10 protein-coding genes and 1 tRNA gene are annotated in these 12,246 nt (G+C 69.9%); 4 read left to right on the top strand and 7 right to left on the bottom strand.

The annotated features are described in order from the left end of the window. Window positions 1-70 precede the first annotated feature (70 nt). Window positions 71-406, bottom strand: coding sequence for a hypothetical protein (locus ElP_RS07605; protein ID WP_145268039.1), 336 nt, complete (start codon window positions 404-406; stop codon window positions 71-73). A 547-nt stretch (window positions 407-953) separates the two neighbouring features. Continuing rightward, window positions 954-2,429 (bottom strand): bifunctional DNA primase/polymerase, encoded by a 1,476-nt coding sequence (locus ElP_RS07600; protein WP_197446793.1) that lies wholly within the window; start codon window positions 2,427-2,429, stop codon window positions 954-956. 495 nt (window positions 2,430-2,924) lie between these two features. On the opposite strand from ElP_RS07600, the gene ElP_RS07595 reads away from it, so the two are divergent. Next, window positions 2,925-3,230, top strand: a complete 306-nt coding sequence (locus ElP_RS07595; RefSeq protein WP_197446792.1) for a helix-turn-helix domain-containing protein — start codon at window positions 2,925-2,927, stop codon at window positions 3,228-3,230. On the opposite strand, the gene ElP_RS07590 is transcribed toward ElP_RS07595, so the two are convergent. From ElP_RS07590 to ElP_RS07580, 3 genes are all read right to left on the bottom strand, one after another. Then, window positions 3,180-4,430, bottom strand: a complete 1,251-nt coding sequence (locus tag ElP_RS07590; RefSeq protein ID WP_145268036.1) for a tyrosine-type recombinase/integrase — start codon at window positions 4,428-4,430, stop codon at window positions 3,180-3,182. The two genes, ElP_RS07595 and ElP_RS07590, sit on opposite strands and share 51 nt — an antisense overlap. 155 nt (window positions 4,431-4,585) lie before the next feature. Next, window positions 4,586-4,671 (bottom strand) — tRNA-Leu (locus ElP_RS07585). A gap of 106 nt (window positions 4,672-4,777) precedes the next feature. Further along, window positions 4,778-5,581, bottom strand: coding sequence for a HisA/HisF-related TIM barrel protein (locus ElP_RS07580; protein WP_197446791.1), 804 nt, complete (start codon window positions 5,579-5,581; stop codon window positions 4,778-4,780). Here ElP_RS07580 and ElP_RS07575 point away from each other — a divergent pair. From ElP_RS07575 to ElP_RS07565, 3 genes are read left to right on the top strand one after another with little or no spacing between them, the layout of a single operon-like run. Next, entirely contained in the window at window positions 5,571-6,749 is a 1,179-nt protein-coding gene (locus ElP_RS07575; protein WP_145268034.1) for an ATP-grasp domain-containing protein, read from the top strand. The genes ElP_RS07580 and ElP_RS07575 overlap by 11 nt on opposite strands. Beyond that, complete coding sequence (locus ElP_RS07570) at window positions 6,746-7,798, top strand: hydantoinase/oxoprolinase family protein (protein WP_145268033.1); 1,053 nt, start codon at window positions 6,746-6,748, stop codon at window positions 7,796-7,798. The genes ElP_RS07575 and ElP_RS07570 overlap by 4 nt, the downstream gene beginning before the upstream one ends. Further along, window positions 7,779-8,480, top strand: coding sequence for an amino acid kinase family protein (locus tag ElP_RS07565; RefSeq protein ID WP_145268032.1), 702 nt, complete (start codon window positions 7,779-7,781; stop codon window positions 8,478-8,480). Before ElP_RS07570 ends, ElP_RS07565 begins: the two co-directional genes overlap by 20 nt. On the opposite strand, the gene ElP_RS07560 is transcribed toward ElP_RS07565, so the two are convergent. Both ElP_RS07560 and priA read right to left on the bottom strand, forming a co-directional pair. After that, window positions 8,477-9,046: a hypothetical protein gene (locus ElP_RS07560; RefSeq protein WP_145268031.1), complete on the bottom strand. Its 570-nt coding sequence runs from the start codon at window positions 9,044-9,046 to the stop codon at window positions 8,477-8,479. The two genes, ElP_RS07565 and ElP_RS07560, sit on opposite strands and share 4 nt — an antisense overlap. A gap of 777 nt (window positions 9,047-9,823) precedes the next feature. Continuing rightward, on the bottom strand, window positions 9,824-12,124 hold the full coding sequence (priA, locus tag ElP_RS07555; RefSeq protein ID WP_145268030.1) for a replication restart helicase PriA: 2,301 nt from the start codon (window positions 12,122-12,124) through the stop codon (window positions 9,824-9,826). Window positions 12,125-12,246 lie beyond the last annotated feature (122 nt).

Below are 12,246 nucleotides of genomic sequence, written 5' to 3'. Positions count from 1 at the left end.
ATTTTTTGAGCCCTCCTGGTATCATCAATTACGGTTGATGGGAAAAAGTCCCAACTTGGGATTTTTTTGGTCAGTCCCAGTCCCGCTCGGTGGGCTTGATCATGACCGCCCGGTCCAGCAGGGCCATCGTGCGATCCAGGCCGGCTTCGCCTCCCTCAACGTGCATGGCCAGGACCTCGCCCCACCCCGTTGGGGCCCCGACCTCCACGATGGCCGGTTCGTCCTCCTCGCTCCGGGGGACCCACTCGAAGCCTTCGGGGATGGCCTCGCGAGCCGCTTGCAGCGTCTCGTGGACCGAGTAGGTGCCGGTCGGCACCGGCTGGTCCCCCTGACAGGTGAACTCGCGGATGACGAAGTGGTTCGGGTACTCCCGGGACGGGGCGTACAGGACCCATTGCGGGAACATGGCAAGTTTCCTCCAGATCGGCCCGATGGGGTATTTCTTCTCTGGGGGGGGTGGGACAGTCCGCTGGCCCAGCCCCGCCAGAGAAGACAAGAACCCTCCCCCTACCCCCTCCCTGTCGCATCGAATTTCGTTGATAGATTTTGGTCCGGGTTGGGGGCTCGTAGCCATCTTCTCGACGCAGGCGGATGGCTTGGCCCCCGCGCCGTCCAGAGCCGCTCGTTCGCGTGCATCGCCAGAGGGCCTGAACGACAGGGCCGAGTCGGCGTTGCCTGGGCGTCCAACGGCTCCGATGAGGGCATACCTGCTGGCGGAATCCGAGCGGGGGTAGGACGTAGGACCAGGAGGGCCATCGTCGGCCACCGATCAACCGGCCCTCCCCAAACGCGAGGCAAATCCGTCGCTACGGACCCCAGGATCGTCCCCAGCGGCTCATCACGCCCCTCTCGGCCAGAATCACGGTCGAGGAGGTCGGCCCGTCACGACGCACTGTGGCCCGGCCAGGCGAGATGAAATGGACGGCCCCCGTCCCTCGGGTGGGGCATACTCGTCAAGCGGCTTCCTTGTTGCCCGTGGACGGGAGGTCGAGGCGTGCCGCAAGGTGCCGAGAACCGGCCGTCGCCTGGACCGCCTCCGGGGCCAGCAGGGCTTCGATGCCTGTGGTCCGGTAGATCGAGGGCCTGGCTGGCCGGCTCCCCCTGGTGGGGGTGCCTGTCTCGATCACCCGCAACAACTCGAATCGTGTGGCTGGCCGAGCAGGACGGCCACCGCGACCCGGCCTCCAGAAGTACTTGGCCTTGAGCCGGTCCATCTGCTTGTCGCACCAGGGACGCCAGTCCGTCGGCCGGCGTTCGGCGGCGATCTGGCGCAGGAAGTCGTCGGTCATACGGACCTCAATCTCGCCCAAGTCGAGCCGACGGTGCGTGACATGCACGATCAACGACTCGACGAAGGCCGCCTCGTCCTCCGATTCGCATAAGATGTCGCCGATTTGTGTCAGGTTCTTACAAGTTTGGGGTCTGGGGACCTTTCCTCTCCCGGCGGACGAGAGCGATTTGCAGCCGAGCGGATCGACCAGGATCGGCGATTTCATCTGACGCCGCTGACTGCGATCCAGGCAGATCGAGGCGCATCGAACGCGGTGCCATACCGCCCCCTCGATGGCCTCCAGATCGGGATTGTCCCGGGTGCACCGCAGACAGGCGAGGAGTTCGCGGCTCATGCCCGCTCGGCCGGTGCGGACCCGGCCGAGCGAGTGAAAGTGTTCCCACCAGATCATCATGACCGGCACGATGAGGTCGTCGTCGTCGCCCCGGCAGACGAGCGAACAGACGGCGTCCCTCATCCGGTCGTGGCGCTGGCCGTAGGCGTCGATCGGGAAGCTGTTGACGACGAACTCCAGCAGTCGATCGAAGTCGCCGGCCTTCTTCCCGGACGTGGGACGACGCGAGGAGCCGGTCCTACTCCGACGGCTCCGCTTCGGAAGCAGGTCAAGCAACCAGGGGGGTAGATTCCCGATGCCCTGGCCGGGGTGCCGAAGCCAGACGTACTCCTTGCCCGTGTCGGGGTGGGTGCTCGGCTCGACGACGAAGTACTTCCCCTCGCTCAGGATGTCGAGCCCTGGGCGCCAATTGGTCTTCGACCGGATGCGGTCCCCCTTGCCGACCCGGAACAGGTAGTGACTGCCCCCCGAGCCGGTCAGCGCCTCGACCGTGCGGAACGATCGGTGAGCCGCGAGCAGTGACCGCAAGGACTCCGCCCCGCCATTCCTGGGGTCCACGTCAAGGACGACCAGGCCAGGTTCGATCATCACGCCCAGGTTGCAGTCGCCGTGTGCGTCGCCCCAGGCCCGGATGACAACCGGATCGAGTGTCGCTCGCTTTCTGTAGCTCTTGAACAGCGGCTTCTTCGTGCCCGCCCTCAAGGGGAAGACCCGGAGGCCGAGCCGGGCCAGATCGAGGGCGTCGGTGACCCAGCGCAAGGTTGCCGTGGGCGCGGCGTTCCCCTCGGCGGTCTGGTCGTCCATTGAGTGTGACATCGTCGTCTCGATCCCTGGATCAGGCTGCCGGGCGCAAGACTCATCGCGAGGCCGGTGACCTGACCCGATGCCAACCGTAGCTTCATCCCTGGTGTGGAACCGCGAACCCCGCCTCTTTGTCGAGGCGGCCGGCGACCCGGTCGTTTCGATCGCCGGCCGGGCACTGACCCTCGGGTCGCTCAAGGAGGCGTTCCATGAGCGATCCTGCCGGCTCCAGATGGTCGATCCGGGCCGTCACACGCCAGATCGGCGCAGGGCCTATCGTTCCCTAGGTCACTGATCGGGGGCCGTCAACCTCGGCGATTTCATGCGGTGGGACATCGTGATCAGGCGATCCCGAAGCCAAAGTCGGCTTCATTCTCAAGTGAAAGTTTATAATCATGATGACAGATTGTGATTTATGTGCTATAATTGGGTAGAACGGCGATCGCTCTCGTTCGGATGCAAAGCAACCCATCATGGTCAACTTCTTGGCAAACGCTCATGGACATCGAATCGAAGTTGGACGAACTCATCCTCATGGTGCGGATGCTTGATTCCAAGCTCGCCCGCCAAACCATCAAGGAGGTCTACTCGACCGAGGAGTTCGCGGAACTCGCGGGCCTGAAACCGAAGACCGTCCGGGACTATTGCGCCGAGGGCCGCTTGAAGGGCACCAAGAAGCGCAGTGGCCACGGACGGTCGAAGGAGTGGGCGATCTCGCACGCCGAACTGGAACGATTCCAGCGTGACGGACTGCTACCCCGCCAGCAGGGCGTCGATCGGCTTCCCGCCCTTGCCGGGGTGTAGGTGCTGGTAGCGCTTCTTCATCTCCTCGGTCTGGTGCCCGAGGTACTTGTCGATGTAGCGCTGATCCACGCCTCGGGAGGCCAGGATGCTGGCGAAGCTGTGACGGAAGACGTGGAAGCCCTTGATCACCTGCCACTTCGACCCCTTCAACGGCTGGTCGAAGTGGTGGTTGGCCTCGTGCACGGTCAAGGGAGACCCGTCGGCCTTGCAGAGCGTGTGCTGGCCGCCGGGATGATGGGCGAACCAGCCCGTCATTACATCACGCAGCCGAGGATGGATGTCAACCTCGCGAGCCACGATTTGGGTTCGCTGTCGTCCCTTGGTGCCCTGGATCGTCACCGAGCCCGCCTCGAAGTCGAAGTCGTCGATCTGGGATCGGAGCAACTCGCCCCGCCGCGCGCCAGTGAGGGCCACGAAGGCGAACATGGGGTAGATGAACGGTGCCGTGGCATTGGCCTGGACGAGGTCGAGGACCTCCTCGATCTCCTCGCCGGTCAGGTAGAGGCAGTCCCACTGCTCGCGCCGCTCCTGCTCGGTCAGGCCCCCTCGCTTGAGCTTCCGTTCGATCTGCTCGGAAGTCCTGAACTGGGGCTTCACCTTCGCGAACGGGAGGGTGAGGTCCCGGAGCCGCCAAGGGGGAGGCACGGCGACCAGCCCACGACGGCCCCCCCATCGCCAGATGGTGCCCAGCGTCGCCAACTCCTTCTCGATCGTATCGCGACTGATCAAACGACCACGCCACCACTGCTTCGATCGAGCGTTGACGTACCGCTGGATGTCGTCGGCGGTGACCTCGTCGATGATTCGGTCGCCGCCGAGGAGGTCCGGGGTGGAAAGATGGGCGATGTGGTAGCCCTCAGTCTCCGACGTTCCCTCCCGCCCCTCGATGGCCCCCATCTCCTCGACGTAAGCGTTGAAGAGGTCGGTCAGGGTCTTGGGCTTGGTCACGGGCTTGTTCGGCTTGAGCGGTTCGGTGAGCCTGCCGCCGCTGACGATGAACTCGCCGGGATCGACGCCGTCGGGGATGCGGAGGACGCCCCGCTTGAGCAGGCGGATTGTCTCCTCGACGGTCTCACAGCAGGCGTGGGCCCTGTCCACGTCCGTGATCTTGAGGGTCTTCGAGAGGTTGAACTTCGTGCCGGCGAACCGGAAGCGGATGCGGTAGAAGCCGCTCTTTGAGTCGAACTCGTGCCAGGCCATGTCGGATGCGCCTTATCGGCCGGATGGGGAACCCCTATCACGACTGTAGGACGCAAAACCGACGCATCGGGCCACCTGCCCCAGATTTGCCCCAGAATTCTGGGGCAACGAAAAAAGGGCTCACGGCTCGTCGCCGTAAGCCCTTATGCTGTAAGTGCCGAAGAGAGGACTCGAACCTCCACCCGGGGTGAACCGGACTAGGACCTGAACCTAGCGCGTCTGCCAATTCCGCCACTTCGGCGAGCGAGCGGGGATGAGTCGAGGGGCTTCATCCGACGCCCATATCTTACCGGGAGGACGGGGGGCGCGGCAAGACGGTCGTGCGGAGAACCGCGGCGTCGGGCGGTTCAGCCGGGCCACGCGTCGACGCCGGGGGGCCGGGGGAAGCAGGGGGCCCCGAGGGCGAGGGCGCGGAGGTCGGCGGGGGAGAGGCGGCCGTCCCGGAGGGCCGAGCCCACCAGGGCGGCGGCGGCCCCCGCCTGGCCGAGTCGGTTCAGGTCCTCGGGGCCGGAGACGCCCCCCCCGGCGATCAGGCGGAGCCCGGGGGGGCAGGCCGATCGGATCGCCCTGATCAGCGGCTCGGTCCCGGTGCCCCGGCCGGTGCCGATCCGGGCCAGGTCCAGCACCATCACGGTCCGGGCCCCCAGGTCGACGGCCCTCCGGCAGAGTTCCAGCGGGTCGGCGGTCCCCCAGGCGTCGAGTGTCTCGACCAGCGGGCGGCCGCGATGCAGGTCGAGCCCGAAGCAGACGCGATCGGGCCCGGCCCCCTCGACGATCGCCGCCAGCGCGCCGGGGCCGGCGACCGTCTCCAGGCCGACGACGATCACCTCGACCCCGCTGGCCAGCAGGTTGGGGGCGTCGTCCGGCGTCCGGACCCCGGCGTCGACCCAGGGGGAGACCCCCTGCCCGGCGATCTCCGAGAACAGCTCCAGGTGCGGCGGTTGCCCCTCGATCGCATCCAGGTCGGCGACGTACAATGCCGGGGCGCCCGGGACGCCCGAGGCGTGCAGCAGGTCGCGGAACCGGCGGGCCCAGGCCAGGGGGTTGCAGCCCTCCGGGGCCCCCCGGATCAGGCCGTAGCGGTCCCGATCGCCGGCGATCGCGGCCACGGCCAGCCCGGACTTGAGGTCGAGCACGGGGATGACCCGCATGGAATCGGGGGACTCCGGCGCACGTCGGGAACGATCGGTCCTGGTCCACGAGTTCGTCACCGGGGGGGGCCTGGCCGGGGCCGAACTCCCCCCCTCGCTCCGGGCCGAAGGCGACGCGATGCGGCGGGCCCTCGCCGCCGACTTCGCCCGCGTCCCGGGCGTCCGGGTGGTCATGACCCTCGACGCCCGGTCGCCCCACGAGCCGGGGCCCTGGGACCTCGTCCGGGTCGGGCCCGGCCAGGAGCCCGGGGCCTTCGCCCGGCTCTCGGGAGACGCCGATTATACACTGGTCATCGCCCCGGAGACGGGCGGAATCCTCTTCGATCGGGCGAGAATCCTCGACCGGCTCGGCGCCCGGTCGCTCGGCTGCACCCCGGCCTCGATCGCCGACGCCGGCAACAAGCTGGTGGCGTTCGATCGGTTCCTCGCCGCCGGGGTGCGGACCCCCCCCACCCGGGCCGTCTCCCCGAGGGACGCCTGGCCGCGCCGGGTCGACTTCCCGACGGGGGGACCGGCCGCCCCCCCGTCGGCCGCCGGTCCCCTCGACGGACCGGCGACTACCCGGGCGGCCGAGGCCGAGGTCGGGCACCCGGCCGTCCTCAAGCCCGTCGACGGCGCCGGCTCGACCCACACCTTCCTGCTCGAGGGGGAGGCCGACTGGCCCGACCCGGGTTGGAGTCCCGAGGTCGCCCTGCTCCAGCCCCGGGTCGACGGCGACCTCCGGAGCGCCTCGGTGCTCGTCGACCGCGAGGGGAGGCCGCACGTCCTGGGCTTCGCCTCCCAGCGGACGGCCGTCGACCGGGGCCGGATCTCTTATGAAGGGGGGATCGCCCCGCTCCGCTTCGGCGAGGGGGAACTCCGGATGGTCTCCCGGGTCGTCCGGGCCCTGCCGGGCCTCCGCGGATGGGTGGGGATCGACTTCGTCGACGACGGAACCGGGATGCCGGTCGTGCTGGAGGTCAACCCCCGGCCCACGACCTCGGTCGTCGCCTTCCTGGACCTGCTGGGACCCGGCACGCTGGCGACGGCCTGGCTCGCCCTCTTCGAGGACGCCCCGAAGGACCTGCTGGCCGGGCTGTTCCGTCGGATCCGGTCCCGGCTCGACTCGCCGATCGCCTTCGACCCCGACGGCTCGATCCACCCCCTGCCCGAGGGAGCCCGACCATGAGCCCGCCCGACGCGGTCGCCCGCCCGACCTGGCTGGGCCTGGACATCGGCGGCGCGAACATCAAGGCGGCCCACTCCGGCGGCCAGGCCCGTTCGCTCCCCTTCGAACTCTGGAAACGCCCGTCCGAGCTGCCCGACGCCCTCGCCCGGGTCGGCGGGCTGCTGCCGGCGGCCGACCGCATCGCCGTGACGATGACGGCAGAGCTGTGCGACTGCTTCGCCACCAAGTCCGAGGGGGTCTCCGCGGTGCTCGGCGCCGTCTGGAAGGCGTTCCCCGGCCGGCCGATCCGGGTCTGGGGGACCGACGGCCGCTTCCACACCATGGAGGAGTCCGTCAAGCAGCCCGACCTGCCCGCCGCCTCCAACTGGCTCGCCCTGGCCACCCTCGCCGCCCGGCTCCTGCCCGAGGGGCCGGGGATCCTCATCGACGTCGGCTCGACCACCGCCGACCTGATCCCCCTGCTCGACGGCCGACCCGCCGCCCGGGGCCGCACCGACACCGATCGCCTCCAGGCCGGCGAGCTGCTCTACGCCGGGGTCCGCCGCACACCGATTATGGCCCTCGCCACCGAGCTGCCCCATCGGGGCCGCCCGACCGGACTGGCCGCCGAGCTGTTCGCCTCGACCCTGGACGTCTACCTCACCCTGGGCGACCTCCCCCCCGACCCCACCGACGACTCCACCGCCGACGGCCGACCGGCCACCCTCCCGGCGGCGCTCGACCGCCTGGCCCGGATGGTCGGCGCCGACCGGGACCGCTTCACCCCCGAGGACGCCCGGGCCTTCGCCCTCGCCGCCGACGAGGCCCTGATGGCCCGGCTCGCCGCGTCCGCCGAACGCGCCTGCCTCGAGACCGTCGGACGCCCCCGGGGTGCCGTCGTCTCCGGCTCCGGCAGCTTCCTCGCCCGACGCCTCGCCGCCCGGCTCCTCCCCGAGGGTGCCCCCGTCCTCTCCCTCGACGACACCTGGGGCCCCCTGGCCTCCACCGCCGGATGTGCCTACGCCCTGGTCGTGCTCGCCGGCGAGCGGGATGGGGAGTCGCCCGGCTGACCCGCCGTCCCGACCGACGGCCCGAGGCGGCCCGTCACCGGCGTCCCTTCCCCCGAGCCCTGGCCCCCTGCCGATCCATGCCTTCCCCCCCCCGATCGTCGTCAAAGTCGGCGGCAGCCTGCTCGACTGGCCCGGCCTGCCCGACGCCCTCCCGGCTCTCCTCGGGTCCCTCGCGAACCCCCGGGCGGTCCTGGTCGTCGGCGGCGGGTCGATCGTCGACATGCTCCGACGGCTCGACCGGACGCACCGCCTCGGCGAGGAGCGGTCGCACGCCCTGGCCCTCCGGGCGATGGACCTGACCGCCCAACTGCTCGCCGCTCTCGTGCCGGGCCTGGCGGTCGTCGACGAGGTCGACGCCCTAGGACCGTCCTGGGGACGGGGAGAGATCCCCGTGCTCGCCCCCCGACGGACCCTCGACGCCGAGGACCGATCGTCGGCCGACCCCCTGCCCCACCATTGGGACGTGACCAGCGACTCGATCGCCGCCCGGCTCGCCGTCCGGCTCGGCGCCCCCGGGCTGGTCCTGCTCAAGAGCGCCTCCGCCCCCCCCGGGCTCGACCGGGAGGGGGCCGCCGCTCTCGGCCTGGTCGACCCGGGCTTCCCGGCCGTCTCCCGGTCCATCCCCCGGGTCACCCTGATCAATCTCCGGGATCCGGACTCCCCCCCTGCCCCCCTCCCCTAGGGCGACCAGTACCACGGCTTCTCCTCGGGCTCCTTCTCCCAGTCCGGGAAGAACTCGTAGACGGGCTTCTCCATGGGGTCGATCTGGCCCTTCTTCAGCTTGGTGTAGCCCTTCTGCTCCTGGAGCACGTCCGAGGCGAAGACCCGGGCGCCCGACCAGTAGGCGAGATTCCTGCAGAACAGGAAGCCGTCCGAGTCGTTGCTCTTCGCCGAGACGACCTTCGCGACGTCGCAGCTGGAGATCCAGATCGTCTCGATCCGGGCCCGGACCCGCTCGAACAGGTAGACCGTCAGGGTCGTGAACCCTTCTCCCAGCTCCAGGAACGCCGGCCGGCCGTGGCAATTGATGACCAGCGACTTGAGCTTCACGTGCTTCACGACCGCCTTGATCGCGTCGATGACCTCCTCCCGGGAGATGGCGGGATGGTATCCACCCTCCGAATCGGAGTCGATCGCCGCGTTGTGGTCCATGTCGTAGGGGAGCACGTTCGCCCGGTTCTTCGCCCGGTCCCGGTCCGGGGAGACCGCGTTGAGTGCCATCGAAGGGGAAGGCATGTCCCAGGCCATGGGTTCCGCTCCTCCGAGAGGGGATCGAGTTCGGCCGACCCGTCGCCTAGCCTCATCATGTCCGTCGAATTGTCGATCCGACCGACGACTCCGGCCGCCGGAGTCGCCCGACGATCCGGGCGAATCGTCCCTCCCGAGTGACTGGACCGGCCCCGATTCACGATAGTAAAGGTCATGGGACTCCCCGATCCCCGGGGTCGTCCTCCTCCCGTCGCCGCGTCGGGCCCCGCCCGATCGGCCCGCGTCCCGGTCGCCGACGACGCCCCTCTTTGACAATTCGATCAGGTCGGAAGGACGACGGCGCCTCGCCTCGAACGGCGCGGGCCGCCCATCGCACCCGGCGTCCGGATTCCCGCCCGATCGCGGCGCCGAACGAAGCCACCTGCCATTTCGGCGGCGAACAGGCCGGGTGTCGGCTCGGGAGTCGACGTGCCGAACGAAGCAACCTGCCATTTCGGCGGCATCGACGGGGGAAACCCTCCCAGGGCTTGGAGCCGAACGAACCCACTTGCCATTTTGGCAACCGGCATCAGGGTCCTCGGGCTGCCCGGGGGCGACTTCGGCCGTCCCCGGGATCGGCGGGACTGCCCAGCGCGGGGGTCGGGAACCGGGGCCTGCCGGAGTCGGAGGGGCCGACGCGACGAAACGAAGCCGATCGCCCCGGCGCATTCGACGGAGCGAACCCATTTCAATTGCCGCAAGTCGTGTGATTGAAGGGAATTCGGCCGTTTCGGCCGAGCAAGCCGACGGCGCACCGGCCGCCGACGGGGCCCGGATTCAGAGCAAGCTGACGGGATCCACGTCGACGGCCAGCTCGATCGGCTGGGAGGGCTCGGCCATTGGCAGGGCGGCCCTCAGGAGGGTTTGCAAGGGGGCCGGGGAGGGGGCGAGCAGCTTGAGATGGTAGCGGAACAGGTGCTTGATCTTCATCACCGGGGCCGGCGCCGGGCCGAGCAGGCGGACCGAGGGGTCGGCGAGTTCCCGGAGCAGCCCGGCGACGGAGTCGAGGTAGGCCACCACCTCCGCCTCGTTCGGCCCCCGAGCGATCAGCCGGACGGCCCGGCCGAAGGGGGGGCAGCCCTTCTGCTCCCGCTCGGGGAGTTCCTGGGCGACGAAGCCGAGGTAGTCGTGCTTCGCCGCGAAGGCGATCGCCGGGGCGTCCGGCGCGTAGGTCTGCACCAGGACCCGGCCGGGCCGGTCCCCCCGTCCCGTCCTCCCGGCGACCTGGGCGACGAGCTGGAAGGTCCGCTCGGCGGCCCGGAAGTCGGGCAGGTGCAGCGAGGTGTCGGCGTTCACCACGCCGACGAGCGTCACGTCGGGGAAGTCCAGCCCCTTGGCGATCATCTGGGTGCCGAGCAGGATGTGCACCTGCCGGGCCCGGAAGGCGGAGAGCACCTGCTCGTATGCCCCGGGGGACCGCATTGTGTCCGAGTCCATCCGGCGGATCACGTGCTGCGGGAACGCCTCCCGGACCTCCCGCTCCAGCCGCTCGGTGCCGATCCCGCCGTAGTGGAGCCGGTCGAACTTGCAGGACGGGCAACGCTCGGGGGGGTCGTACTCGGCGTCGCAGGTGTGGCAGAGGGCCTTGTGCCGCTCCTTGTGGTGGGTCAGGGCCACGTCACACCCGCCGCACTTCAACACGCTCCCGCACTTCGGGCAGAGGATGAAGGTGTGGAACCCCCGCCGGTTCAGCAGCAAGATCACCTGGCCGTCGTCGTCCAGCGCCTCGGCCATGGCGCTGCGCATCAGGCCGCCGATGGCGTGCAGGGGGCGGCCCTTCCCCGGCTTCTCGAGCCTCATGTCGATGATGTCGACCCGGGGCATCCGCCGCTCGGCGACCCGGCGGGCCAGGGTGAGTCGGGTGTACTTCCCCCGGTCGGCGTTGGCCCAGGTCTCCAGCGCCGGGGTGGCCGAGCCGAGGATCACCGGCACCTCCTCCAGCTGGGCCCGCTTCACGGCCACGTCCCGGGCGTGGTATCTGGGGGTCGTCTCCTGCTTGAAGGTGGATTCATGCTCCTCGTCGATGACGATTAGCCCGAGCCGCCGGGTCGGCGCGAAGATGGCCGAGCGGGCCCCCACCACCACCTGGATCTCCCCGGCGGCGATGGCCCGCCAGTGGCGGTGCCGCTCGGCGTCGGAGAGGTGGCTGTGCAGCACGGCGACCCGGTCGAACCGGCGGCGGAAGCGTCGGATCGTCTGGGGGGTCAGGCTGATCTCGGGGACCAGGACGATCGCCTCCCGGCCCCGGGCCACCACCCGCTCGATGGCGCTGAGGTAGACCTCGGTCTTGCCGCTGCCGGTGACGCCGTGCAGCAGGAAGGTGGCGAAGGCGTCGCCGCCGAGGCTGGGGTCGAGCCGGCCGAGCACGTCGGCCTGCTCGGGGGTCAGCGCGATCGGGGCCTTGCCGTCGTGGTCGTCCTCGGCGGATGGCGGGTCGAGCGGGCCGGGGACGGGGGCCCGGCTCATCCTCCGCTTGACGGTGTGGACCAGGCCCCGTTTGCGGAGCGAGGCGATCGGCGCCGTGGTGCACTTCGCCATCCGGCAGACGTCGGCGACGGTGAGGGTCCCCTCGGCCTTGCAGAGCAGCTCCAGGATCTCGGCCTGCCGGGGGGGCAGCGCCAGGGTGTCCCGGGCGAGGCGGACCTCCTCGGGGACGGTCAAACAGGAGGCGATCCTCGTGCCCGCCTGCTTCTTCACCCCGGCCGGGACGACGGCGTCGAGGGCCTGGCCCCAGGAGCAGGCGTAGTAGCCGGCCATCCACCGGGTCAGGTCGAGCATGACGCCGTCGATCAGCGGGGGGTCGTCCAGGACCTCCAGGACTTCCTTGACCTTGCCCGGGTCGACCTCGGCCGTCCGGTCGATCCGGACGACGTAGCCGGTGACCGGCTGGTTCGAGCGGCCCAGGGGGACCCGGACCCGCTGGCCGACCCGGAGGGAGGGCCTCAACCGGCCCGGGATCGCGTAGGAGAACACCCGCTCCATCGGCCGGTTGAAGACGACCCCGGCGAAGGGCCCCTCGGCCTCGACGGCGAACAGGGCGCCCTGGTCGTCTCGGGCTCGGGAGTCGGCTCGGCTCATGGCGGGACCTTCCGGGGACGGGCCGGGGCCTGCCCCCGGCCGATCGGCTTCTGCTATGCTGTGCGGCTCGATCACCCGACCAGGGTAGTCCTGATCGCCCGTCCACATCAACCCCCGAGCCC

The organism is Tautonia plasticadhaerens (assembly GCF_007752535.1).
Classification (GTDB): Bacteria; Planctomycetota; Planctomycetia; order Isosphaerales; family Isosphaeraceae; genus Tautonia; species Tautonia plasticadhaerens.
This window is presented reverse-complemented; position numbering and strand designations above follow the sequence as displayed.

Excerpts from the sequence above, each read along its gene's own strand:
- ElP_RS07605 (WP_145268039.1), bottom strand. The coding sequence starts at position 406 with ATGTTCCCGCAATGGGTCCTGTACGCCCCGTCCCGGGAGTACCCGAAC.
- ElP_RS07600 (WP_197446793.1), bottom strand. The coding sequence starts at position 2,429 with ATGGACGACCAGACCGCCGAGGGGAACGCCGCGCCCACGGCAACCTTG.
- ElP_RS07595 (WP_197446792.1), top strand. The coding sequence starts at position 2,925 with ATGGACATCGAATCGAAGTTGGACGAACTCATCCTCATGGTGCGGATG.
- ElP_RS07590 (WP_145268036.1), bottom strand. The coding sequence starts at position 4,430 with ATGGCCTGGCACGAGTTCGACTCAAAGAGCGGCTTCTACCGCATCCGC.
- ElP_RS07575 (WP_145268034.1), top strand. The coding sequence starts at position 5,571 with ATGACCCGCATGGAATCGGGGGACTCCGGCGCACGTCGGGAACGATCG.
- ElP_RS07580 (WP_197446791.1), bottom strand. The coding sequence starts at position 5,581 with ATGCGGGTCATCCCCGTGCTCGACCTCAAGTCCGGGCTGGCCGTGGCC.
- ElP_RS07570 (WP_145268033.1), top strand. The coding sequence starts at position 6,746 with ATGAGCCCGCCCGACGCGGTCGCCCGCCCGACCTGGCTGGGCCTGGAC.
- ElP_RS07565 (WP_145268032.1), top strand. The coding sequence starts at position 7,779 with ATGGGGAGTCGCCCGGCTGACCCGCCGTCCCGACCGACGGCCCGAGGC.
- ElP_RS07560 (WP_145268031.1), bottom strand. The coding sequence starts at position 9,046 with ATGGCCTGGGACATGCCTTCCCCTTCGATGGCACTCAACGCGGTCTCC.
- priA (WP_145268030.1), bottom strand. The coding sequence starts at position 12,124 with ATGAGCCGAGCCGACTCCCGAGCCCGAGACGACCAGGGCGCCCTGTTC.